The organism is Halalkalibacter akibai JCM 9157 (assembly GCF_000513135.1).
Classification (GTDB): domain Bacteria; phylum Bacillota; class Bacilli; order Bacillales; family Bacillaceae_D; genus Halalkalibacter; species Halalkalibacter akibai.
The window spans coordinates 39,695-63,921 of the sequence record NZ_BAUV01000004.1 but is presented as its reverse complement, the minus strand read 5'-3'; the positions used below and the strand labels follow the sequence as shown (position 1 = coordinate 63,921).

Genomic DNA, 24,227 nt, shown 5'->3' with positions numbered 1-24,227 from the left:
TAGCATGTTCTATCCTATCCTTCAATAGAGCATTAGCTAGACAATGTCATTTGCTTTATAATAGAAGGACAATAACTAAGGTGGTGGGTAATGGATCTTAATATAATCTGGGAAAAATTCCTCACAATACTTGATGAAGACCCTAATATCAAGGCTGTTACTAAACAAGTTTTCACTGGTATACCTTTTATCTATATAACACCTGTTAGCGAAACAATACAAATCCAAAAACTAAATGACCTTTTAAGCTATGCTGCAGCTAAATCCATGAAAGGTAAAAGACTTTCATGTGACCTCTCGTTCGTTCGTATGAAATCTCAAACGTTTGTTTATCGTGCTCGCTTTAAAGTACCACAAGAGAAATTGTTCTGTTGTGGTAACGGCTGTACAGATTGCGTAAGATTAAAACAACAATAAAGGGTTCTCTCAAAAGGTCTTTAAAGACCTCTTGAGAGAACCCTGAAGCTTTGTAGTAAAAAGCCGTTTAACGGCTTTTTAGCCACAACCGCAGCCTCCACCCGTACTACACCCACCACTACATGACATATTATCGAAAAATGGGTTACCAGTTGGAACTTTAATCGTTTCAGACACAGACCTAGCAATCAAACCACTAATTTCATTTAATAAGGATTCAAGCTCTTTTTCAGCTTTCTTGAAAGCGACCACTGTCTCTGTTAAGTCAACCTCTCTCTTGCTTTTCCGTATATTAGTTGAGATTTGGTCATAATCAGGATGATACTTCCCAAATCGTTGTACTTCTTCATATTGATCTTTCATCATATTGAATTGTCTAATTCGTTCTTGAGCTTCTTTATCAGCTTTCAAGTCAGCTTTTGCCTCTATATAAGCCAAATATGTCTCAGACTGAATGATTGCTTCACCAAGTTCGCTTGCGTGATCTAGCAGCTCAATAGTAGTTATGGTTGCGAGCATCACTCTCACCTCCTAAAAAACAGTATAACATGTAAAAGGAAATTAAGGTAATACTGTACCTTTAACGGTTATGGAAGATGGTGACTTTACTGTTATTTCCTTCATCGTTTTAAGATCCTCCAACAATCTCAGTAATGCAGCGTCTTTTTGCTTAGCTTCAATCATAACATCTAATTGATCCACAGTTCCTGTGATCGTTGTTATAAATCTTGTAAATCTATCCGCATTAATGTAATCATGGTGTCTGCGGTCAGTTTCCCCCTCTTTTGGACTAGAAATATGCATTTTCACGGGTAAAGGACTGTCTTTCCACGTTGCGACAACTCTTTGCCAAAGGGAATTTAGCTGATCTTCCTCATGTAAAACATCAAAATGGTGTAAATCAAATACAACTGGTATGTTTAATTTCTCACCTATATATAAAACGTCCTCTATTGGATAGTTTACATCATCATTTTCAATCATGATCATCTTTTGAATAGGAACCGGAATCATTGAAAAGTTTTCGATGAACTGTTCTAACCCCTCTTCTCTTCCTTGCTTTTTCCCACCTACATGAAGAACACATCTATGTATAGGAGAAATCCCCATTTCTTTTAACAACTTATAATGCATAACTAATGTACGTAATGATTGTTGTAGAATTTCTTTTGACTGACCATTAAGTACAACAAAGTGGTCTGGGTGGAAATCAATTCTCATATTTTCCTTTTTTACAAAATCACCGATCTCTTTAAGTAATGGAGATAAAGCACGTTCGTATTTCCAACCTTCTGTTAACGGATGGTTAGCTAAAGGAACTAGTCTAGATGATAAGCGGAAAAACTCTATTTCATGAGCTTTGTTATGCTTTAAAATTCTCAAGCAATTTTCCAAATTAGAAGTTGCAATTCTCTCCAGCTTTCGAATCCCCGCTTCTTTATCTATAATTTGTTCGAATTGTTTGACCGTCATTGTTTGTGAAGGTGACGCATTTGAGAGTAAAACGCTCATGGCTACATATCCTAAGCGAAGTGATAATGTTTGCTCCATATTGACTTCCCCCTGAACTTTGACTATAATTCACACGAATTGAAAAACTAACTAATCAAAATTAATGATGGTACGAGCATTAGAAATATGTATTCGCTAGTCTAGCGTATATACGGCATTCACTTCGCAACGCTTGTTCCATTTTAATGCTTATAAGAAGAAGGTGTAGCTAATGAAGATTGTTACTTTTAATCCCTTTCGAACGATCGGCATGCCTGGTATCAAATATGTAAAACCAGAGCGAATGTTTGAAGACGAAGAAAGAAGGAAAATTGCAGAAGCTGATGTTTGTCTTTTCCCAGAGAATTGGCAAGTGAATGCTTTAGTTTACGGAATGAAAAAGCAAATCTTTCCTAGCATCCAATCAATCCAGATGGGTTTTAATAAAATTGAAGTGACCCGTGGACTTTGGAGCGTTTGTCCTGAACATGTCCCTAAAACTGTGATTCTAGGTCGAAACGATGATAATATTAATCGCATTTTTGCTGAATTTCCATTTCCTTTCGTAGCCAAAGAAATACGAAACTCGATGGGGAAAGGTGTTTTTTTAATTGAAGATCATAAACAATTTAATGAATACACAGAGACCAACCCTTATTTCTATGTTCAAGAATATTTACCAATAGACCGTGACTTACGAGTATGCTTCGTTGGTGATGATGTTATTGCAGCTTATTGGAGGATTAATGAACGAAATACCTTTAGAAATAATGTCGCACAAGGAGCTCAAATTTCTTTTGATAACATTCCTGAGGAAGCTATCGAGCTTGTACGTAAAACTGCAAGAGACCTTGGCGTCAATCACGCTGGTTTTGATGTTATTTCAGCAGGTGGTAAGTTTTACTTTCTTGAATTTAATACCTTATTTGGCAATCAAGGCTTTCAACAGCTTGGTGTTTCAGTTGAACAAAAGATCTATCAATACCTGCAAGAAGTTATCGTTCCATCTTAACTGTAAATGATTCTTCTAAGTCATAAGGTGATCTATCATTTTTTACGACTACTACTTTAACGACATGTTCTCCCTCAGGCAAATTCTCAATTATAAAAGCCGGTTGAAATAACGTGTCGACATGCTCATCATTTATATATAGTCGAATATGTCCTTCCCCTTCTTGGTGGAGGGACCCTACTTTATTTTCTGTAAATTTAAAACCGTCCACAAAACACTCCACATAAACCCAATCTTCTTTTTTATCATAATTGACTTCCATATTTCTAGATGGAGAAATGTTCACCACTCCTGTACTTTGTAAAGGAACAATCTTAACATTCTCTAAAGATTCCAATTCTGCAGCTTGAACACACAGAGATGGGACACACATTACAAGTAATATAATGGGGATCACTAGTTTCATCAACAAAACACTCCTCCTTTACTTTCCCTTTAGTCTTCCAATTATTAGCTTCTTTATGCTCCTTAACTGGAAAAAAGGCCCTGCCAGTTACTGACTAGGCCCTGCGGCTCCTGTTGTCTGTCCCATCTTCAACATCTCCATCATCATCATCACCAAGCCAAGAGAATTCTGTACTTTCTCGACCCGTTGTGGCAATGTTCTACCATAAAATTGGTTTGCTTCTTTTTCTAACATAGAAATTTGACTTGGATCTCTACTAAGCTTCCGATACCAATTCGGATGTTGTCGGACATACGAGCGTAAATCGGGTCGTTCATACAATAATCGCTGAACGTCTGCTCTCATTACCTATCACTCCTTTAATCACGCCGAAAAGAAAATGGATGATCTTGAGGACTTTGATTTGTTGGATTACTCGGCTTCTGAAATGATTGGATCACATTCTGTACATTACCCAAAACAGAACTGAATTGTGCTAAATGATTTTGTAAATCTTGAACATTCATTCTTTTTACAATGCCCATTATTTGACCGAGAGCGTCCGTTGCACTTTGAGTTTGAGTCTCTTCTTGCTTAACAGACTCTTTTTCGATTTTAGAGCCATTTTCCAAGGGAATCTCCTCTTTTGATGTTGCTTTTTTATAAGGTATCCATTGTTCGTTCTCTGCTCCCAAAATACTCCACTCCTCAAAGAGCTCTTGTAAGGATTTTCGTTCTTCCTTTACTTCTTGTAAAAGTAGAGGGTGTTCTTTTATAAACTGTTTAAATTGTTGAACGGTTGGATGTAAGTTTTGTTTTGAACTCACCTTACCTCATCCTCCTTTCATTCTCTTTATTTCTATACTACACAAATGCCCAGTCCAACGTTCCTATAGATTTCAAGGTTGACTAAACAACTTACTTCCCTGATACAATAAGAAAGCATAGAATTTACCTAATGGAGGCCCAATGAGATGGCGATAGAAGCAACCGAACTACTACATAAAATACAAGATTTTATCCACGATGCTGATGAAGAAGAGAAAAAAATCCTCTTCAATTTAGTTGAAGGCTTCGAGAATAAACGCACAGGAAAGTTTAAAACTTATTTAGCAGCAATGACTCAAATTGAAACACGTTTTCTTGAAAACGGAGACTTTGAAGTCGTGTTACCTATTCAACCTTTAATTGAAAATCCATTGAAAATGGTACATGGCGGGATGACTGCCACCTTACTTGATACAGCAATGGGATCTTTGGTAAATCAATCACTACCGCAGGATCTTGCTGCTGTGACAGCAGAAATGAATGTCCACTATATAAAACCAGGGGTGGGAAAGTTTTTACGTTGTGTTGCTTCCCTTTCCCATCAAGGAAAACAACTATGTGTTACAGAAGCTAAAGTATATAGTGACCAAAATAAACTTATAGCGATGGCAACAGGAACTTTTTTTATTATAAATCGCCCTTCATAACAAGTAGGCTGTTGAGTCATCTCAACAGCCTACTCTTCATTTTATAGTTGCCAAGGCGTAAGGAAATTTTGAGTGTAGTAATCTTGAAAAACTCCAACCCCGAGATGAGTAAAGTCTTCATGTAACAGGTTAACTCGGTGCCCCTCGCTATTTAACCATCCTTCAACCGATGCTAAACCATCAATATATTTTGCTGCTATATTTTCCCCGGCAAGTCGAAAAGGGATTTCTCCTCTTTCAAAACGATCTGAGATTTCCCCGAACGTAGGAGAAGTATGAGAGAAGTAATTATTTTCACTCATATCCTTACTATGTAGGTAAGCAACATCTGCAACATTCTCTTCCCATAAAAATGAATCTAATTGATGCCGTGCGCGAATTACATTTGTAAAATCGAAAATTTGTCTTGCATTACCTACCTCTATCTTCTCCCACTCCTCACTAGAAAAACTAGGTCTCTCTGGTGCTGCACCAATATAAGAGACAGAATAAGGACGTTGTTTCACTAAAATATCGTCGTTGATCATTCGAATACTTGATAATTCGTTTGTGTACGTATCAAAATAAAATTGCACCCAATGTCCGTCTACTTGTGTTAAAGGCCTCATTAACACATCCTCACTTGTTAACTCAAATTGATAAATTCCTCCATTCGTTGTTCTTACATCGACGTTTCTCTCAAAGTGGAAAAAATCATTTAATTCTTCATATGTGGTTCCTAGTGAAAAGGGTTGTTCTCTGATCTCACCTGTTAGAAAAACGGTGACCACTTCATTATCGGCTATACCAATTTGCATATAAGAAGTCGATGACATAGGATAAATCCACCAATCATAGCCATAAGCAGATAAATCTATTCGGCTTGGTTCCCCAAATTCATTTTTTATTTGTTGAGACGTTAACCCAATAAATCTTTCATGTTCTGCTAATACAAACAGCTCTTCTTCTACCTCTGGCTCCAAGATTGAGGTTACTTCTTCAACTGGCATTTCTTCCTCATATAAGTCAACTGCCTCTGGTTCTTGAAACCACTGTGAAATTTGCTCTTCATACTTTTGTTCAAAAGCCACAATGGAAATTAAGATGATAATACAGACTAGAAACAAAAACGTTTTTTTCATACATACCCCTCTCTCTTTACTCCTTACTAAAAAGTTCGAAGTAGACAACATAAAATCCTTTAGACAACTATGTAAGGTTCTGTCGCCAAGACAGCGATGATGTCGAACATGTCCTTTTTTATTGTTAATTCATTTTATTTTTAATGATAACTGGTAAGTTAAAGACACTTACGAGACAATTTCCATAAAAGATTCACTATTATAGATTGCAACCGATTGTTTTTCATACTATCATAAGTAGAGTACATATTCATGATATAGGAGGCAGGTTTCCAGTGAAATTTGAACATATTGAATTAGAAAATAAAGAAATTAAATTTGAAACACTTCGCTACGCTGCTGAGTCAATCGGTTTTATTCATGCAGGACAATGGGATTATTCTAGAGTCACATTTGATTACAAAATTGTAAATCAAGGGGATATTTATTACCTTCGTGTACCAGCTTCTGCGGTTAAAGGTGATATTCCTAAAGATGACACCATTGTAAAATTATTAACACCAATGCTCGGAAAACATTATTATCCTCATGGTGTCGAGTATGAGGGAGAAGATTTCCCTAAAGCAATCGTTGATAAATGTACAAAAAAACTAGAGTTACTGAAAAAGAACTTAGAAGTAAAATAAAAATAAGACAGTTGGGCTTACGCCCTGCTGTCTTATTTTCTTTGTCTTATCGTCACAATACGTAATGTACCGGTACCACCACGTATCACCTCAAAACGAACATCTCTCTCAACGATCTTTTCTTGACCGTATTCTATTAAAGTCACGCTTTCTTTTACGTCAACATGATATTCATCTATTTCATCTTTATAAACGGTTTCTACAATAAAATCATTTAACACCTTTGTTGTACCTTCACTATGAGAGTCACTAATATAACGTCTTAATGAATGGTAGAAGCTGTTATTCGTTATTAGATAAGCTTCAAGTTCATTAAAATCACCAGTATTAAAGGCCTCTACCATTTTTTGCTTGTACTTCTTAACAAATTCTTCTACCTCTTCAGCTTCAGTTCCCTCTACTACTGTGAATTGATCAGGATCTGCCCCACAACCAGCAAGCATAAAAAAAAGAATGACTACAAAAATTCGCTTCATTAGAACGCTCCTTATCATGCAACTTCTTTAAACTACGCATGATTATATCATAAACTCTCTTGTTATGTGTGAACGTCTGAAGGATATTATGGCATTTGCCTGTTCATTATGCTTAGTTCGTACTATAATAGATGTAGCATTTTTTTATGAGAGGAGTCTCAAATTGGCCGCTTTAATTTCAAAAAGAACATTCATAATTCTACTAACTATCATTGCAATAGTTTTATTAGCTTACTTTATACTACCTATATCTCTTCCGCTAATTGCAGCTTTTATTACAGCTTTAGTTTTATCACCAGCTGTAAATGCGTTACATAAACGCGCTAAAATAAAAAGAAATATAGCCGTTATGATTGTTTTCACTATTTTTGTTTTTTTTATTGGCTTAACTGGCTATTACGTGACCACCCAGGTAATAACACAAGGTACACAAATTGTTGAAAATTTACCTCAATATATAAATGATATCAATCGTGCTTGGTGGAATTTCCAGAGAAATCTTGAAGCAGAGTATGAAATGTTGCCTCCAGATCTTGTAAAAGAAATAAATAACCATGTTTCCCAGACTCTAGTTACAGTTCGAACAACGATAGCTGAACGAAATTTAATTAATGATGTAGCTTCCATTATTACAAGTATCCCAGGTTATCTAGTTACGTTCATCGTTTATTTAATTGCTTTATTTCTTTTTCTACTTGAGCTACCTTCATTAAAGAAAAAGGCTTTCTCATATCTTTCGGATCGTACAAAAGAGAAAGTAAACTTCATGACTTCTAGATTAAGCTTCGTAATATGGGGATTTTTCAAGGCTCAGTTTTTAGTTAGTATCATCATATTTATTGTCTCTTTAATAGGGCTACTGCTTATTGTCCCAGAATATGCCCTATTAATGGCATTTATCATTTGGCTTATTGATTTCATCCCACTGATCGGTTCAATAGCTATTTTAGCGCCATGGGCGATTTTTCAATTAATAGCTGGAAATGTTAATACAGGAACTCAATTATTAATTCTCGCAGCAGTCCTGTTAATTATTCGTCGTACAGTAGAACCTAAAGTAATGGGACAACAGATTGGATTGTCACCATTAGCTACTTTAATAGCAATGTATTTAGGTTTAATGCTATTTGGGATCATGGGTTTCATAATAGGACCTCTCATAGTTATTGCTTTTACCTCAGCAAAAGAAGCAGGTATTATTAAACTCAACTTTAAAATCTAAAAAAGCACGCTCATATTTGAGCGTGCTTTCTCTGTGCTTTAAAACTAAAACTGTATCTCCATTTTAATATGTTCATGAATTTCTTCGTCCTCAATATGGACTATAGTTGAATATGTTCCGTTGTACTCAGTTATTGTAGACAATTCATAACTACCATTTCCAATTTCCTCCATATCAAGCCAATGTACATTTTCTTCTGTAGTATTACGCATTTCAAGTGTCACTCTACCACCCGTAAAAGGTTCTCCATCTACTTCAATTTCCATAATCAAACGATTTGACTCAAGCTTCGAATCAATATGAACGTTAGCATGCTGATGCTGATGGTCGTGAACATGGTCGTGCTCGTGCTCCGTGTCATTATGTTCTTCTTCATGCTTATGGCTAGCTTCCGCATCTGTACCTACTAGAACTTGTCCAGTTGGCATTCGATGCAAACCTCTTGCCGTTACATGTGATTGAACATGATACAACCCCTCTTTTGAAAATGTATAATCAAGATAATAAGAATTTCCATCTTGATTTTCAATTTCAATTAATTCACTTAATTCCTTCTGACCTTCTAGCCAAATTTCATAAACTACCTCGTTAGCATCATCAACTTGTTCGTCAGCTTGTGTAACTACACTTACAAAGGTTACTGTTTCTCCTACTTCAGCTGTTTCAGGTAAATTCAACTCAACATCAATAGGTGCGATTACCCCATTTTCACTCTCTTCTATATGTATCTCAGGCTCATTACCACATGCAGTAATAGCAAGGTAGATACCAACACACTCAGTATCCATTTATTTTTTATAACCATTAGTCCACCTCATTCTTTGTAATAATCCACAAATATTCAAAGCAAAAGACTAAACTCCTTGGATTGAATTTAGTCTTTTTAACTGCTTTCGTAAAGATTGTTGCTATAATGATGTTTTCCTCGTAGTGAAATGGAGCGGAAATCACTCGACTTTTGCGCAAACCGACTGGCTGGAGCGCAATCGAACAACATACGGAGTTAACATAGCCGTAAAAAGAACCTCTTAAATTAATAATAAGGTGAAATCATGATATAAACAATTACACCTGTTAAGCTGACGTATAACCATATCGGCATAGTCCAACGTGCAATTTTGCGATGTCTTTCATTTTCCATATTCCAAGCTCTAGCAACAGACGTCAAAGCTAGTGGAACAATGATTGCCGCTAAGATAATATGTGTTATTAGAATAAAGTAATAAACACCAGCAATAAAGCCTGTACCTCCATACGCAGTTGATTCCGATAAAAAGTGATGGCCCACGTACGTCACTAGAAATAACGTAGTTGTAATAAACGCTGCATAGATAAAGCGACGATGTACTGTAACATTTTTCTTCAGTATCGCTACAAGTGCTCCTACTAAAAATAAAAACGTAAAAGTATTAAATATTGCATTTAACATAGGAAGTATTTTTACATCAAAAGCAGTAAAATTATCTACTCCAGGTAAACCTGCTAATAAAGCAACTAAACCATTAATTATAATCGTAATAATTATAATAGCAGGTTTATAATTACGTTTTCTATGTGTTTGTTGTAAGACATTTTGATCTTGATTCAATGTCTCCACTCCTTTTCAACATATTCAAATCTACTACATTATACAACATAAAGAGACACTTTAATCAAACAAGCTCTTACAAACTTATGAACAAAAAAGAAGGTAATCGAAAAGTCATATTTGACCTTCAATTACCTTCTTAAGGAGTTTCAAGCAATCAGATAACTAGTATTTTACAACACCAATTAACAACATTAATGCTGCGATTGTTGGAACCGTAATGAAAATACCAGAAATCATAAATGCAGTTGCCCAGCCATGATCTTTATCTTTTAAGTGCATAAAGAAAATCAACTGCAGCGCGAACTGAATGACCGCTAATAATAAAATAAACGGAATAGCAAATGATCTCGGAATAATATCAGCACCAACAGCTAAGAAAGACATGATCGTTAAAAAGATCATTAAAGCAAATACAACAATCTGCTTACGAATTTCTTTGCTAACCTGACGCTTCTCTTCCTCGGTCATAGCACTTTTATCAAATGGTTGACTTAAGTTATCTGCCATATTAATGACCTCCTACTCCCATAAGATAAACGACAGTGAAGATAAATACCCACACTACGTCAATGAAGTGCCAGTATAAACTAGCAACATAGAACTTAGGAGCATTTGTTAAAGTAATCCCACTTTTTCTATAACGAATAAGTAAGACCGTAATCCAACTTAAACCAAAAGCAACGTGAGCTCCATGTAATCCAACAAGTGAAAAGAATGCAGAAGAAAATGCGCTTGTTGTAAATCCAAAGCCTTGGTGAACATACTCGTAAAACTCGTAAATTTCAAAACCTAAGAATGAAACTCCAAGTAAAACCGTTATCCACATCCAAACTTTGAATGTACGGAAATTATTTTTCTTCATAGCAAACATTGCTAATACACTTGTTAAACTACTTGTTAGTAGAATCATTGTCATAATAAAAACAAGTGGTAGATGGAACATTTCTTGAGAACTAGGACCATCAGCAATTCCATTACGAAGACCTAGATAAGTACCAAAGAATGTCGCAAATAGAATTGTTTCACCACCAAGGAAGAACCAGAAACCGAGAAATTTGTTTTTTCCTTCTAATGTAGCTCTCTCCGGATGAGAAGGAAGCCCTTTTGAAGTATCTACATGACCCGCCATTTCTTAGTTTCCTCCTTTCTTAAGATCAGCTTTCACTTGTTCAACTGGAACGTAATAGCCATGATCTTCTTTAACTGAACGAACAAACATTGCTCCAAATGTAATAACTAAACCACCTATAGCAACTATCCAAGGGTTAATAATAGGATTTTCCATGTTCATCATAATAAACCCAAAACCTGCAAAGAAAAGTCCTACAGACATAATTAACGGAAGAATTGAACCGTTCGGCATGTGAATAGCTTCAACAGGCTCAGCTGGTTTCATCGTACCATCACCATGAATTTTTTCGTAGAACAATGGATCTAACGAACGTACTTGAGGAGTTTGAGCAAAGTTATACTCTGGAACTGGAGTAGGAACAGCCCACTCAAGTGTACGAGCATCCCAAGGATCCGCTACTGTTACACGTTCGCCTTTAAATGCAGAGTAAATTACATTGATTACAAGTAAGATTACCCCTGCAGACATAAAGAATGTACCGATTGTACTGATAAAGTTAAAAGTATCTAAGCCTTGGTCGCCAAGATATGTGTAAACACGACGTGGCATCCCCATTAAACCTAATAAATGTTGTACAAAGAATGTTAAATGGAAACCGATATAAAATACCCAGAAGAATAACTTACCTAACGTTTCATTTAACATATGGCCAAACATTTTAGGGTACCAATAGAAAAGTCCAGCAAATAATCCTAATACGATACCACCAACAATAATGTAGTGGAAGTGAGCAACAACAAAGTACGTATCATGGTAAAGATAGTCAACAGGTGCCATTGCAAGCATAACCCCAGTTACCCCACCAAGTACAAATGTTGGTACGAATGAGGAAGCAAATAACATTGCTGTATTAAATGTAATTTTTCCGCCCCACATTGTAAATAGCCAGTTAAAGATCTTGATACCGGTCGGAACCGCAATCGTCATTGTCGCAATCGCGAAAATAGAGTTAGCTACTGGTCCCATACCTACAGTAAACATATGGTGAGCCCAAACCATGAATCCTAAGAAAGCAATAATCATAGTCGCAAATACCATTGCTGTGTATCCGAAAAGACGCTTTCTAGAGAATGCTGGAATAACCTCAGAAATAATACCAAATGCAGGTAAAACAAGAATATAAACTTCTGGATGCCCGAAGATCCAGAAAATATGTTGCCATAAAACTGTGTTACCACCCATGCTAGGGATAAAGAATTGAGCTCCAAATATACGGTCTAGCATAAGAAGAGCAAGTCCTGCAGCTAGTGGTGTAAAAGCAAATAAAATTAAAGTTGAAGAAATGAATGACGTCCACACAAATAGTGGCAAACGCATCATTGTCATACCAGGTGCGCGCATGTTAATAATCGTTACAAGAAAGTTAATTGCAGAAATTAATGTACCAATACCAGAAACCTGTAAACCTAGTACATAGAAATCAAGTCCAACTCCAGCGTAGTCACGACTTGAAAGTGGAACATATGCTGTCCATCCAGCGTCTGGACCTCCGCCAAAGAACCAACTCATACTTAATAATAATCCACCCGCAAAAAAGATCCAAAATCCGAGTGCGTTTACAAATGGAAACGCAACGTCACGTGCTCCTATTTGCAAAGGTATGACGTAGTTCATGAATGCAAATAATAACGGTGTAGCCGCTAAAAATAACATAATCGTACCATGCATCGTGATAAATTCATTAAATGTTTGCCCACTTAAGAAATTCATCTCTGGATACATAAGTTGGATACGCATAAATAGCGCCATGACACCAGCTTTTACAAAGAAAAGCGTCCCTGCAATCAAATACATGATTCCAAGCTTTTTATGGTCAACAGTTGTTAACCAATCCCAAACAACGCTTTTTTCCTGTTTTTGTGCAGCCAAAGGGTTTACCTCCTTTTTCCATCAATTAATTAATTCTGTACATCTAAAGAACGTAAATAAGCAATAAGAGCTTCCATATCTGCGTCGCTCATATCAGGGTAAGCAAGCATGTTATTACCTTGCTTTAATGATTCTGGATCACGAATCCATGCTTCTAAATTTTCATCCGTATTTTCTAAATAACCAGCTACTACTGTACGGTTTGCATAATCGGATAAAGCAGGACCTGCAGCAGTTCCCATTCCACCAATAGCATGACAACCGATACATCCATTAGCTTCAAACACCTGACGGCCTTGCGCTGCTAATGTTTCAGTTGGCTCTTCTACTTCAGCTTGCATTCCAGCAACCCAAGCATCATAATCATTACGCTCAAGCGCGATCACTTTAAAGTCCATTAAAGCATGAGCAGGTCCACAAAGCTCTGCACACTTCCCTTTAAAGACTCCTGGTTCATCCGCTTCTAACCAAAGATGGTTGGTAATTCCAGGTATAGTATCTACCTTACCACCTAATGCCGGAACCCAAAATGAATGCTGTACATCTTGTGCGTGTAATTCAAAAATAACTTTTTCTCCTACTGGGATATAAACTTCTTGACCAGCAGTGAATCCTTCATCTTCGTAATCAAACTGCCACCAAAATTGATGACCAATTACCTTGATATAGACTGTATCTTCTCCAACCTCAGGATCAGGCTCAGTATCAGCTAACATAAATTGTCCAGTAATTGTTGGAACAGCTAAAATAGTTAACAAGATAATAGGGATAACAGTCCAAGTAATTTCTAATGCCGTATTTCCGTGTACTTGTTTAGGAATTTCATCGTCTCCAGGAGCGCGACGGAATTTAGCAAGTATAATGAAAAAGATTGCAAATACGACAATTGTCACTAAGGCCATGACATACAATGATAAAAGCATGTTGTCGAATAACCATTGTGATTGTGGTCCCTTTGGATCAAGGGCAGTTAAGTTCGTCTCTCCCAAACAGCCCGTTAAAAATAAGAGCAATGAAAGAGGTAGAAAACGCCATGCAGTTTTCCAAAGTTTCATCTGACAATCCAACCTCACTTTCATAACGTAGTATTATACTACTAATAAATATATCTACAATCATTGTTCATATCGGTTAAAACCGTTTATATATGAACAATAACCATAAGAACAAATAAAATAGTTAAATAATTGAGCGAGTATACAAACATTAACCTTGCCCATTTAATGTCATCCTTCATTTTAAAGCCTGCAAAACCTAGGACAACCCAACCTAAACCTAACACCGCTGCAACAATCGTATAAACTAATCCAAAAGGATAAAGCATTAGTGATACAGGTAATAAAGCAATAACGTAAACAACCATTTGACGTTTAGTCACTTCAAACCCTGCAACGACTGGTAACATTGGTATTCCAGCAGCACGATATTCTTCAACACGTTTCATTGCTAGTGCAAGGAAATGTGGAGGCTGCCAGAAAAACATAATAAAGAATAAAACCCAAGCATAAGTGTGTAAGCCTCCATCAATCGCTGCCCACCCAATAAGTGGAGGAACTGCTCCAGAGAAACTACCTACAATTGTATTTAATGTCGTAGTACGCTTTGTCCACATTGTGTAAAGCACGACGTAAATAAACAAACCAATTAGTCCTATTACAGCTGCTGTAGCAGTAGTAAGTGCAAGAAATGCTATACCGGCTGCAGCCTGGAACAAACCTACTAAAAGAACATGATTAGCAGTAAAACGTCCTGTTACGGTTGGACGCTCCTTTGTTCTTTCCATAATATGATCAATATCACGGTCAATGTAGTTATTTAACGTACATCCACCGGCCATTACGAGTGCAGCACCTATTAAAGCAAAAAACATTGTTCCGATATGTGCTCCAATACCAGTACTTGTATAAACGGCAGCTAAATAGATACCGGCAAAAGTGGTAATCAAGTTTGACGTTACAATCCCCTGCTTAGCAAGCACAAGATAATCTTTCCATGATTTCTGCTGATTAGCAGAAACTGATGAATCATGACTAGATATTACCTCTGTAGCCTCAAACGCTGTATTAGTCTTATTCATCAATTCTTCACCCCCATTATAGAGTCAATCAAAACAAGCACATCTCACAAAAAATAAATTAGGTGTTTTTCTGTCACCTAATGTGCTACAAGTCACATTATATCTTAAAATCTATTTTGTTTCATTAAATTCGTGAGTTTCACATTATCTTCACATTTAGAGATGTCCATAAAATATTCACTCTAGTAAAATTGACTTTTTAATCGTTTGTTCTTAAGATCATATAAGTAAGTCGTAGTCCATTGCTTACTCTAGCACAAATCTTCATAATTTTATAGAAGGAAAGGTGAATTGAATGCATAAAAGATTAAAAATCTACGGCATTCTAACCTCTATTGGGTTAACTATAGTCCTTTTACAAGGAGCCCTTGTTACCAAAACTGGATCTGGAGAAGGATGTGGTGCAACTTGGCCACTATGTTTTGGAGAAGTTATTCCGACTAGTCCAGCAATAGAAACAATTATAGAATACAGTCATCGAATTGTATCTGGATTAGTTGGAGCATTAGTAATCATTCTTGCCATTTGGTCTTGGAAACAATTGAAACATGTAAAAGAAGCAAGGTTCATGTCTGTAGCTGCTGTATTATTAATTATTTTTCAAGGTTTATTAGGTGCGGGTGCAGTGGTATTTGGTCAATCAAAAGCCATTTTAGCGCTGCATTTTGGAATATCGGCTATGTCACTGGCCTCGGTCGTTCTTTTAACCATTCTAGCTTTTGAAGACGGCAAACCATATAAAATTGTTGCTCGTGTTTCTAAAGCGTATAAAACCTTTTTCTTTTTCGTAATTACTTATTGTTACATGGTTATTTATACCGGAGCCTATGTAAAACATATGCAAGCCACATTAGCTTGCGCTGGTTTCCCTACGTGTAATGGACAAATATTCCCAGGCTTTGCTGGCCCAATAGGTGTTCATTTTCTGCACCGATTAGCAGGGATTGCCTTATTAATTCTACTACTGATTCTGATGATTTGGACAATTGCTCGTTTCAAGCAGGAAATTGTTCTTGTCTGGACAAGTGTTATTGCATTTATTCTCATCATACTTCAAGCAGTTTCTGGTATCTCCGTTATATTTACACAAAACGAGTTACTTAGTGTTGGACTTGCACATGCTCTAATAATCTCGATTTTATTCTCTGTTTTAAGTTACATGGCGATGATTTTACTGCGAAAGCCACAATAGTTCAAATGAAAAAATGACAGTCTATGCTGTCATTTTTCATTTATGTCCTATTTCAACTCTGTCTATACGTACGAATTGTTTTACATAAATAGAACTGTTACCTATAAATTGAAGAACACTAAAAAAGAACAAGCTATTATTAAATAGCTTGTTCTTTATTTTCGAACAGATGCCTCATGCAAATCATCTAGCTTGCGCTGTAACTCACCTAATATTTGTTTACCATCTTCTTCAATAACTAAGCCTAAACGAACTGCAAAGTCAATTTCTCTTGATAAACCAAACATTTGTGTATCGAGAACCTCTTCATAAAGAGGACATTGGGGCATCGTTAAGTTTTCCAACTGAACTTCAATGAGCTGCCGAATTTTATCCGCATCTGACTTCAGAAGGGCAATGGCTTTTTCTTTATCTCCAGTCATCATTTCTGCTGACAAGTTGACCACTCCTTCATGTGAAATATCCTTGTCTTAATAGTAGCTGTTTCAACTAAAAATTGCAACGATTTTCACATGAAGTATAAATAAGAACTTTCTGATTAAAAAATACTTAAATGATATTTGCTAGAAAGGAGCTCTAAAAGTCTCATGCCAGCAACACTATTTCCCTTTTTATCAAGAGCCGGCCCGTAAATTCCGATGCCAATATTGCCGGGGACAGCACCAACAATCCCACCAGATACCCCACTCTTAGCAGGAATTCCAACTCTTATCGCAAACTCTCCTGAAGCATTATACATTCCGCAAGTTACCATAAAAGTTTTAACTAATCTAGCAATTTCGGCCGGAATAATATCATTTTTCTGGAGCGGGTGTTTTCCTTGATTCGCTAAAGCAAACCCTATTTTGCTAAATCTTCACAATTCACTTCAATGGCACATTGCTTTGTATAAAAATCAAGTAGCTCATCGACATCTCCAGTGAGTACGCCATGTTGCTTCATAAAATAAGAAAGTGCTCGGTTTAGATCCGCTGTTTCAAACTCAGACTGAGCCACTTCCTTATTATAACTAATTTGATCATTCCCGCTTAAATCTCGTACAAATTGCAATAACCTTTCTAATTTTTCTTCATTGGAAGAACCTTTGATCAAAGAGCTTACAGCTAAAGCGCCTGCATTTATCATAGGATTAAGTGGTTTAGATGGTATTTGCGTTTCAAGTTTTGAGATAGAATTAAAAGGATCTCCTGTTGGTTCCATCCCTACCTTACTGAAGACATATTTTTCACCATGATCCATCAGAGCCAAAGCAAGTGTAAGAACTTTTGAAATGCTTTGCAAAGTGAATTTTTCATTAAAGTTCCCCTCGCTAAAACACGTATCATTTCCATCATAAATGGCAACAGCAACTTTAGACGGATCAGCCACCGATAAAGCTGGTATGTAGTCAGCCACTTTCCCTTCGCTCGTATATTGTTTAACCTGTTCTACCATCATTTTCAAATCGTCTCCGTAACGACAAACCAATTACACCACTCCAATCATTCTTAACGTTCCATAATAGTTGTCCTGTTTAGTATAATCAAGACACATTAAAAACAACAGATTTATCTACTCACCACAAGTGACAAAAACATTGAAAGCCTTTATACTTTATAGGAATGTGCATTTAGGAGGGAATTTTATGCAAGAGTTTGTTTTTTTTATAGATGGTGATGTAAATCATCCTTTAACCATTGATCCTACGGTCTGGATATTTGATGAAAGAAAGGTTGACTTGGATACATATTTTGATCAGTTAGACACAGCCGAGGACGAAGAAACAAAGTATAAAAAAGCGATTTCTGCTCAATGGGATAAAGAAATTACAGAAGGGTCAGAGCCACCAAGACCAGATTCAAATGATAACAAAATAAAATATGATAAACAAAAACTAATGCAAGGCTCTTTCGGTATGCCTCTTAAACCGTTCCTAATTAATTCTGAACCGATTGAAGGCGTATCCAAAGTTGAAATTAAACAAAAAAATGGCGAAAGTCATTTTTTCGATTATAAAGTCGCACTAGCAGGAATAGCTGGTTTTTCTTTTAAAGGAAAGCCATTGAAAGAAAATGGACCGATTCATTTCTATTTAGGTGATGGATCAAATAAAGACAAACCCATTACAAATGTCGTTAAATTTATTCTTCATCTTTCATAAAAAAAAGAGGTTATCAGATGGTCACGAGCTTGACCATTGATAACCTCTTTCTTTTATAACAAATCAGCAGCTAATTGAGCTAATCCGGATCTTTCTCCTTTAACTAATTTAACATGTCCACTAACCGTTTGGTCTTTGAATTTTTCAACAACATACGTTAATCCATTGTTGTATTCGTCTAGATAAGGATGATCTATTTGTTGAGGATCTCCCATTAACACTAGTTTACTTCGCTCACCAACCCTTGTTAAAATGGTTTTCACTTCATGTTTAGTTAGATTTTGAGCTTCATCAATTATAATAAATTGATCTGGAATGCTTCTTCCTCTTATATACGTCAAAGCTTCCACTTGAATGGAACCCATTCCAGCCAATATATTATCTAGTTCACCAGGCTTCTTAGTATCAAACAGAAACTCTAAGTTATCATAGATAGGTTGCATCCATGGCCTAAGCTTTTCTTCCTTTTCTCCTGGTAAAAAGCCAATATCCTTGCCTAATGGAACAACTGGTCTAGCAACGACTAATTTTTTATATTTTCCTAAGTCTTCTGTTTGCATCAATCCTGCCGCTAACGATAAAAGAGTTTTACCTGTCCCTGCCTTACCAATCATCGTCACTAAACTAATATCATCCCTTAATAAAAGCTCAAAAGCCATTCTTTGTTGAACATTACGAGATCTAATTCCCCATACATGATCTGGCTCACTAACGAATTTTTTTACCTTTTTTCCATCTGGTTCTACTTTTCCAAGTGCTGAACTAGAACTTCCTAGTGCATCTTTCATAATGATAAACTGATGAGGATAAAACGGGTGCTTCGTAAGCTCTGAAATGGCAATCTCTCCATTTGCATAAAATTTCTTCATCACATCAGCATCAACATATATTTCAACGTAACCTGGATATACGTGATCAAATTCTACGACTCTGTCACTAAGAAAGTCTTCTGCAGGTAAACCTAACGCATCTGCCTTTACCCTTACAAGAGCATCCTTACTAACTAAAATAACTTGTCTCCCATCTATTTTCTCTTGCTCCTCAAGCATCAAATTTAATGCTACAGCAATAATGCGATTATCATTTGTCATTTCTGCAAAAGAATCTTTTAACCTAAGGAAAGATCTATGATTTAACTCAACTCGTAATGTGCCTCCAGATTCTATTGGAACACCCTCATGTAGCTTCCCCAACCCTCTAAGGTTATCTATTATTTTTGAAAATTGACGAGCATTTCTACCTATCTCGTCCATATTTCTTTTCTTAGAATCTACCTCTTCAAGTACGACTGCTGGTATCACCACTTGATTATCCTGAAATGAATTGATAGAGTAAGGATCCTGTAAGAGTACGTTCGTGTCCAATACGTAGATTTTTTTCAACATTCCGCCTCCTGACTTAAGAATCGTTTGTCAACAACTGCTTACTTACAAGTTATGCAAATTTTCTAAGTTTGTTCAATAACTCCTTAATATGAATGTATGTCTAAGTTATTGAAGATAGACGAACGAATCACAAATCAATTTAAATAAGAAAAAAAGAGGACAACTCAAATAATGAGTTAACCCCTTTTCATTGCTTGCATAACCTGATGATCTAGTTTCGCAGCAGCTTGTGCATCATATGTTTTTTCATATTTTGGTTGAGTAGACATTTTTGCCCCATAGAACATTACATCCCTAACTTCCTTTACATCCAATTCTAACAAAGCTAATTTTAATGGGACATCTTCTAATTTTTCAACGATAATTTGGGCAGTACCAGCAATTGAATAAGTGGATCCATTTGCAATTAATGTGAGTACTACACCCTCATTCGCTTTAATGTTCTGGATAATGCGTGAACGATTATCAATCGTAAAGCGAATCGTTTGGGCGTCGGGAGCGTAAATCCAAGAAATTGCATTGACATTTGGCGTACCTAATTCAAAATCAATAGTAGAAAGTAATACGTATTGTTCTTTTTGGAGAAGTGGTAAAATCTCGTCAGTTAGCCCTGATTCAATTCGATTGGCCATTATATTCCTCCATTCTTGACGCACTTAATTTAATATATTATACCATATTTTAACTCTTGATTAAAATGTAGGTTTAAGTTTGCTTGTAAAGAGATGGCTTTTTCAATCTATTTTGCTTACAATAATAAAGAGATTGGAGTGTTGATAAGATTATGAGAGTTAAATGTGTTTTGTGCGATAAAATTGATAAATTGGATGATCACCTTCCGCTGGCTAAGCGCTTACGCAATCGGCCTATTCATACTTATATGTGTGATTCTTGTAACGAACGTATTAAGGAAAGAACAGAAGCCCGAAAAGAGGCTGAATCTTTTCATTTAGCATTTGAAAAAAAAGAAGAGAGCGAATGGGAATAACCCACTTGCTCTCTTCTTTATTAGACCGTGTCTAACAGATTAAGACGCTTGGTCTTTTTCTTTTCTGTGACGATGCAGCCGGAACCTATATAAACCAAGGATAACACCCGAAATAATCAATACAGCCATAATCGGGGCTCCAAAAGCAAATTCCAAAAACCACATTACAAAACTACCTATTACAAGCAAAAGATAAATAACCACTCTTTTTAAAACAGGTAATTTCCTTGCAAAACCTAAATTAAAAACTATAACAGTTAGAACTACAACAGCAAGAAAAGAATACAAACCAATCCAAGGATTTTCTAACGAAGCTCGCATCAGCCATGTAAGACCCTCTAGCTCTTGTTCTGTTACCTGCCCGTTGTTCATTAATATCACCTTCTTATTTTGCCGCTAACTTTCTACGCTTTTCTTCACGTTCCCGTTCTGATTTATTAAGAATTTTTTTGCGTAATCGAATCGACTCTGGTGTAAGCTCACAGTATTCATCTTCATTCAAATACTCAAGCGCTTCTTCAAGTGTCATGATACGAGGTTTCTTCATTGTTACAGTGAAATCTTTATTTGCAGAACGAACATTCGTTTGTTGTTTCATTTTCGTAATATTCACAGATAAATCATTATCACGAGTGTGTTCACCAACAATCATTCCTTCATAGATCTCTGTACCTGGTTCAACAAAAATAGTACCTCGATCTTCGACTCCCATAATTCCATACTGAGTCGCCTTTCCTGTTTCCATTGAAACAAGAACACCTTGACGACGTCCACCAACTTGTCCAGGAGCCATAGGTGCATAGCTGTCAAAGGAGTGATTAATAATACCGTAACCGCGTGTTTGCGATAAAAATTCAGTTGTATAACCAATTAGACCACGAGCAGGAACTAAGAATTCAAGACGAACTTGTCCACTACCGTTATTAGTCATATTGATCATTTCACCTTTACGTTCACCAATTGATTCCATTACAGATCCAGTGTACTCTTCAGGAACATCAATTTGAACGCGCTCCATTGGTTCGGATTTCACGCCATCAATTTCTCGAATAATAACTTCTGGTTTAGAAACTTGTAATTCAAAGCCTTGACGACGCATATTTTCAATTAAGATAGATAAATGTAACTCTCCACGACCTGAAACAATCCACACATCTGGAGAATCCGTGTTTTCAACTCGAAGACTTACATCTGTTTCTAATTCTGATTTCAAACGCTCTTCTAACTTTCTACTTGTGACAAACTTCCCTTCACGGCCAGCAAAAGGACTGTTATTAACAAGGAAAGTCATTTGAAGAGTAGGCTCATCAATACGTAGAATTGGTAATGCTTCTTGATGATCAACAGGACACACTGTTTCCCCTACGTTGATCTCTTCCATTCCTGAAACAGCGATTAAGTCACCAGCTTGAGCTTCTTGAATCTCTGTACGCTTTAGGCCTAGAAACCCAAACATTTTAGTAACACGGAATTGCTTTACAGAACCATCAAGTTTCATTAGAGCAACTTGTTGCCCAACTTTCATTGTTCCTCTAAATACACGACCGATTCCAATACGACCAACATAATCGTTGTAATCAAGCATTGTAACTTGGAACTGAAGTGGCTCTTCACTATTATCAATAGGAGCTGGAATCGTTTCAATAATCGTATCAAATAATGAACTCATGTTTTCATCTTGTTGATCAGCATTCATACTAGAAGTACCGTTGATAGCAGAAGCGTAAACAACTGGGAATTCTAATTGATCTTCATTTGCTCCTAAGTCAATAAAAAGATCAATAACCTCATCTACTACTTCAGCAGGACGAGCAAAATCACGGTCAATCTTATTTACTACAACAATTGGGATTAAATTTTGCTCTAAAGCTTTTTTAAGAACAAAACGAGTTTGAGGCATACAGCTTCGTAAGCATCAACGACTAATAATACACCGTCAACCATTTTCATGATTCGTTCAACTTCACCACCAAAATCGGCATGTCCTGGTGTATCCATAATATTAATTCGTTTATCGTTATAGTTAATTGCCGTATTTTTAGCTAAAATTGTAATTCCACGCTCTTTCTCCAATGCATTAGAATCCATTGCGCGTTCTGCTACCTGCTCATTTTCTCGGAAAGTACCAGATTGTTTAAGCAACTGGTCTACAAGAGTTGTTTTTCCGTGGTCAACGTGAGCAATAATCGCGATATTACGTATATCGTTACGAGTTTTCATTTTTTTCTCTCCTTATTCGTTCATTAACTGTACAAGTATATCATAAAATGATTTTAAAGATACAAATATCGACAGCAACAACATATTTTTATTTTTCTTTATATGTAATAGCATTGCCTAAACCCTTTTATCACATTTAGAGATTATACTATTTCCAAGATGTTTACTTTATTTGTCACATTGTTAGGGTTTTTCTTTTTTTCAATTCGAGTTACACTATTAAATGTGAAAGTTCGTTAGGGGGCTCTTATATGAAAAAAGAGAACGTATTATTTTTGTTACTTGCCATTATTAGTGTTATTTGCATTATGAGTATTGGTGTAGCAATAGCCGAGAGAAGTCTTTTAATTGCAATCCTTGCTATAGCAGGAGTTGTCATTGCTACTGGTCTAGGATTTACACTACGTAAAAAAGTCAGAGAGTCAAACGAAGTATAAAAAAGGTACCATAAAGGCTTTAAGCTTTATGGTACCTTTCTTTTTCGCTCAAAAACATTAGATTAAGCATTGTACGCATTTTTTATTTTCTTTTCAAGAAAGTTCGCGTTTTTTCTTCAAGAGGACGTACGATGGCACAAACATCTTGATCACCAAATTTTTCCTTTGCTTCTGCAACTTTTCTTTCACCTAAAGCAACTAGATCTAAAGGCATTTCTACTTGATCTGCGAGCTCTAAGGCTAATCGGATATCTTTATGTAGTAAATTAATGGAGAACCGAGCTTCAAAAGAACGGTCAAGGATCGCATCAACTGACCAATCCATACTTTTGGAAAAACCTGCGCTTCTTTTAATTAAGTCGTAGGCAATCGCTGGATCAACACCGGCTTTTTCAGCCATTACATAGCATTCAGCTAAAGCTGCTTGGTGAACTCCAATTAACATATTGTTTAATAACTTTACGACCGTTCCACTTCCTGTGGGTCCAACTAAAACAATGTATTCTCCAAACGCCTGCATCACGGGTTTTGCTATTTCAAATACCTGTGACTCGCCTCCACACATAATGGTTAATGCCCCAGCTTGAGCTCCCATTGGCCCACCACTAATTGGTGCATCTAAAAAGTGCGCTTTCTTTGCAGCTAAAAGCCTAGAAACATGAAGGTTTGTTTCCCGATTAACAGTTGAATGATCTATTATGATCTTGCCTTCAGTTGCTCCTGCTATTAAACCGTCCTCTCCCTCATACACATCTATAATAGTTTGTGGAGTAGGTAAGCAAGTCATTACTATATCAACCGTCTCCATAAGGTCTCTCGGTGTTTTAGCTTCAAAAGCACCAAATGATAGAGCTTGTTCAATTGGCCCCCTACTGCGACTAACTACATAAGTTTCAAACCCAGCTTCGACCAGATGCTTGGTCATCGGTAATCCCATTGTACCTAATCCAATAAAACCAACTTTTTTCATC

28 protein-coding genes and 2 pseudogenes are annotated in these 24,227 nt (G+C 36.4%); 9 read left to right on the top strand and 21 right to left on the bottom strand.

Features of this window, described 5'->3' with window-relative positions; translation table 11 throughout:
• The first annotated feature begins 90 nt into the window (after window positions 1-90).
• Window positions 91-417, top strand: a complete 327-nt coding sequence (locus tag JCM9157_RS03945) for a hypothetical protein (RefSeq protein ID WP_035662396.1) — start codon at window positions 91-93, stop codon at window positions 415-417.
• A gap of 78 nt (window positions 418-495) precedes the next feature.
• Here the strand turns inward: JCM9157_RS03945 and JCM9157_RS03940 are convergent, their stop codons facing one another.
• Together JCM9157_RS03940 and uvsE are read right to left on the bottom strand one after the other, a co-directional pair.
• Window positions 496-936: a YlbF/YmcA family competence regulator gene (locus tag JCM9157_RS03940; RefSeq protein WP_081734034.1), complete on the bottom strand. Its 441-nt coding sequence runs from the start codon at window positions 934-936 to the stop codon at window positions 496-498.
• Between the two features lie 42 nt (window positions 937-978).
• Entirely contained in the window at window positions 979-1,968 is a 990-nt protein-coding gene (gene uvsE, locus JCM9157_RS03935; protein WP_035662392.1) for a UV DNA damage repair endonuclease UvsE, read from the bottom strand.
• 172 nt (window positions 1,969-2,140) lie between these two features.
• Between uvsE and JCM9157_RS03930 the strand changes: the two genes are divergently transcribed.
• Window positions 2,141-2,920, top strand: coding sequence for an ATP-grasp domain-containing protein (locus tag JCM9157_RS03930; RefSeq protein WP_035662391.1), 780 nt, complete (start codon window positions 2,141-2,143; stop codon window positions 2,918-2,920).
• Here the strand turns inward: JCM9157_RS03930 and JCM9157_RS03925 are convergent.
• The 3 genes from JCM9157_RS03925 to JCM9157_RS03915 form a co-directional block, all read right to left on the bottom strand.
• Window positions 2,904-3,326, bottom strand: coding sequence for a hypothetical protein (locus tag JCM9157_RS03925; protein ID WP_148296802.1), 423 nt, complete (start codon window positions 3,324-3,326; stop codon window positions 2,904-2,906). The genes JCM9157_RS03930 and JCM9157_RS03925 overlap by 17 nt on opposite strands.
• Before the next feature lie 87 nt (window positions 3,327-3,413).
• Window positions 3,414-3,671: a YlbE-like family protein gene (locus tag JCM9157_RS03920; RefSeq protein WP_035662388.1), complete on the bottom strand. Its 258-nt coding sequence runs from the start codon at window positions 3,669-3,671 to the stop codon at window positions 3,414-3,416.
• Between the two features lie 14 nt (window positions 3,672-3,685).
• On the bottom strand, window positions 3,686-4,132 hold the full coding sequence (locus JCM9157_RS03915) for a YlbD family protein (protein WP_035662386.1): 447 nt from the start codon (window positions 4,130-4,132) through the stop codon (window positions 3,686-3,688).
• Window positions 4,133-4,279: 147 nt separating this feature from the next.
• Here JCM9157_RS03915 and JCM9157_RS03910 point away from each other — a divergent pair, with 147 nt between their 5' ends.
• Window positions 4,280-4,780, top strand: a complete 501-nt coding sequence (locus tag JCM9157_RS03910; protein ID WP_035662384.1) for a PaaI family thioesterase — start codon at window positions 4,280-4,282, stop codon at window positions 4,778-4,780.
• 41 nt (window positions 4,781-4,821) lie between these two features.
• Here JCM9157_RS03910 and JCM9157_RS03905 read toward each other — a convergent pair whose 3' ends face one another.
• The gene (locus JCM9157_RS03905) at window positions 4,822-5,901 is read right to left on the bottom strand and encodes a CAP domain-containing protein (protein ID WP_035662382.1); all 1,080 of its coding nucleotides are present in this window, start codon (window positions 5,899-5,901) and stop codon (window positions 4,822-4,824) included.
• Window positions 5,902-6,176: 275 nt separating this feature from the next.
• Here JCM9157_RS03905 and JCM9157_RS03900 point away from each other — a divergent pair, with 275 nt between their 5' ends.
• Window positions 6,177-6,527: a YugN family protein gene (locus JCM9157_RS03900; RefSeq protein WP_035662379.1), complete on the top strand. Its 351-nt coding sequence runs from the start codon at window positions 6,177-6,179 to the stop codon at window positions 6,525-6,527.
• Window positions 6,528-6,559: 32 nt separating this feature from the next.
• On the opposite strand, the gene JCM9157_RS03895 is transcribed toward JCM9157_RS03900, so the two are convergent.
• The gene (locus JCM9157_RS03895) at window positions 6,560-7,003 is read right to left on the bottom strand and encodes a TcaA NTF2-like domain-containing protein (RefSeq protein WP_035662378.1); all 444 of its coding nucleotides are present in this window, start codon (window positions 7,001-7,003) and stop codon (window positions 6,560-6,562) included.
• 163 nt (window positions 7,004-7,166) lie between these two features.
• On the opposite strand from JCM9157_RS03895, the gene ytvI reads away from it, so the two are divergent.
• Window positions 7,167-8,225: a sporulation integral membrane protein YtvI gene (gene ytvI / locus JCM9157_RS03890; RefSeq protein WP_035662377.1), complete on the top strand. Its 1,059-nt coding sequence runs from the start codon at window positions 7,167-7,169 to the stop codon at window positions 8,223-8,225.
• Window positions 8,226-8,269: 44 nt separating this feature from the next.
• Here the strand turns inward: ytvI and JCM9157_RS23230 are convergent, their stop codons facing one another.
• The 7 genes from JCM9157_RS23230 to cyoE form a co-directional block, all read right to left on the bottom strand.
• The gene (locus JCM9157_RS23230) at window positions 8,270-9,013 is read right to left on the bottom strand and encodes a FixH family protein (RefSeq protein ID WP_052012936.1); all 744 of its coding nucleotides are present in this window, start codon (window positions 9,011-9,013) and stop codon (window positions 8,270-8,272) included.
• 245 nt (window positions 9,014-9,258) lie between these two features.
• Window positions 9,259-9,813, bottom strand: a complete 555-nt coding sequence (locus JCM9157_RS03880) for a DUF420 domain-containing protein (RefSeq protein WP_035662376.1) — start codon at window positions 9,811-9,813, stop codon at window positions 9,259-9,261.
• Window positions 9,814-9,978: 165 nt separating this feature from the next.
• Entirely contained in the window at window positions 9,979-10,323 is a 345-nt protein-coding gene (locus JCM9157_RS03875) for a cytochrome C oxidase subunit IV family protein (RefSeq protein WP_035662375.1), read from the bottom strand.
• Between the two features lies 1 nt (window position 10,324).
• The gene (locus tag JCM9157_RS03870) at window positions 10,325-10,945 is read right to left on the bottom strand and encodes a cytochrome (ubi)quinol oxidase subunit III (protein ID WP_035662374.1); all 621 of its coding nucleotides are present in this window, start codon (window positions 10,943-10,945) and stop codon (window positions 10,325-10,327) included.
• Between the two features lie 3 nt (window positions 10,946-10,948).
• A complete protein-coding gene (ctaD, locus tag JCM9157_RS03865; RefSeq protein WP_035662373.1) occupies window positions 10,949-12,817 on the bottom strand; it encodes a cytochrome c oxidase subunit I in 1,869 nt (622 codons plus the stop codon).
• Window positions 12,818-12,846: 29 nt separating this feature from the next.
• Window positions 12,847-13,872 carry a cytochrome c oxidase subunit II gene (gene coxB, locus JCM9157_RS03860; protein ID WP_035662371.1) on the bottom strand — a complete coding sequence of 342 codons (1,026 nt, stop codon included), beginning with the start codon at window positions 13,870-13,872 and terminating at the stop codon, window positions 12,847-12,849.
• Between the two features lie 86 nt (window positions 13,873-13,958).
• Window positions 13,959-14,894: a heme o synthase gene (gene cyoE, locus JCM9157_RS03855; protein ID WP_035662370.1), complete on the bottom strand. Its 936-nt coding sequence runs from the start codon at window positions 14,892-14,894 to the stop codon at window positions 13,959-13,961.
• A gap of 295 nt (window positions 14,895-15,189) precedes the next feature.
• On the opposite strand from cyoE, the gene JCM9157_RS03850 reads away from it, so the two are divergent.
• Entirely contained in the window at window positions 15,190-16,086 is an 897-nt protein-coding gene (locus tag JCM9157_RS03850) for a COX15/CtaA family protein (protein WP_035662369.1), read from the top strand.
• A gap of 155 nt (window positions 16,087-16,241) precedes the next feature.
• On the opposite strand, the gene JCM9157_RS03845 is transcribed toward JCM9157_RS03850, so the two are convergent.
• Both JCM9157_RS03845 and glsA read right to left on the bottom strand, forming a co-directional pair.
• Window positions 16,242-16,523, bottom strand: coding sequence for an Fpa/YlaN family protein (locus JCM9157_RS03845; protein ID WP_035662366.1), 282 nt, complete (start codon window positions 16,521-16,523; stop codon window positions 16,242-16,244).
• Window positions 16,524-16,624: 101 nt separating this feature from the next.
• Window positions 16,625-17,553: pseudogene (gene glsA, locus JCM9157_RS03840) on the bottom strand (glutaminase A).
• 157 nt (window positions 17,554-17,710) lie between these two features.
• Here glsA and JCM9157_RS03835 point away from each other — a divergent pair.
• Complete coding sequence (locus JCM9157_RS03835; RefSeq protein WP_035662358.1) at window positions 17,711-18,226, top strand: hypothetical protein; 516 nt, start codon at window positions 17,711-17,713, stop codon at window positions 18,224-18,226.
• A 53-nt stretch (window positions 18,227-18,279) separates the two neighbouring features.
• Here JCM9157_RS03835 and JCM9157_RS03830 read toward each other — a convergent pair whose 3' ends face one another.
• Window positions 18,280-19,611 carry a PhoH family protein gene (locus JCM9157_RS03830; RefSeq protein ID WP_035662355.1) on the bottom strand — a complete coding sequence of 444 codons (1,332 nt, stop codon included), beginning with the start codon at window positions 19,609-19,611 and terminating at the stop codon, window positions 18,280-18,282.
• A gap of 176 nt (window positions 19,612-19,787) precedes the next feature.
• Window positions 19,788-20,243: a pyridoxamine 5'-phosphate oxidase family protein gene (locus tag JCM9157_RS03825; RefSeq protein ID WP_035662352.1), complete on the bottom strand. Its 456-nt coding sequence runs from the start codon at window positions 20,241-20,243 to the stop codon at window positions 19,788-19,790.
• Between the two features lie 152 nt (window positions 20,244-20,395).
• Here JCM9157_RS03825 and JCM9157_RS03820 point away from each other — a divergent pair, with 152 nt between their 5' ends.
• A complete protein-coding gene (locus tag JCM9157_RS03820) occupies window positions 20,396-20,599 on the top strand; it encodes a YlaI family protein (protein ID WP_035662350.1) in 204 nt (67 codons plus the stop codon).
• Between the two features lie 39 nt (window positions 20,600-20,638).
• Here JCM9157_RS03820 and JCM9157_RS03815 read toward each other — a convergent pair whose 3' ends face one another.
• Window positions 20,639-20,971 (bottom strand): YlaH-like family protein, encoded by a 333-nt coding sequence (locus JCM9157_RS03815; RefSeq protein WP_035662347.1) that lies wholly within the window; start codon window positions 20,969-20,971, stop codon window positions 20,639-20,641.
• A gap of 13 nt (window positions 20,972-20,984) precedes the next feature.
• Window positions 20,985-22,819 (bottom strand): annotated as a pseudogene (gene typA / locus JCM9157_RS03810) (translational GTPase TypA).
• A 251-nt stretch (window positions 22,820-23,070) separates the two neighbouring features.
• Between typA and JCM9157_RS03805 the strand changes: the two are divergent.
• The gene (locus tag JCM9157_RS03805; RefSeq protein WP_035662345.1) at window positions 23,071-23,256 is read left to right on the top strand and encodes a DUF5325 family protein; all 186 of its coding nucleotides are present in this window, start codon (window positions 23,071-23,073) and stop codon (window positions 23,254-23,256) included.
• 82 nt (window positions 23,257-23,338) lie between these two features.
• Here the strand turns inward: JCM9157_RS03805 and JCM9157_RS03800 are convergent, their stop codons facing one another.
• Window positions 23,339-24,226 carry an NAD(P)-dependent oxidoreductase gene (locus JCM9157_RS03800; protein ID WP_035662342.1) on the bottom strand — a complete coding sequence of 296 codons (888 nt, stop codon included), beginning with the start codon at window positions 24,224-24,226 and terminating at the stop codon, window positions 23,339-23,341.
• Window position 24,227 lies beyond the last annotated feature (1 nt).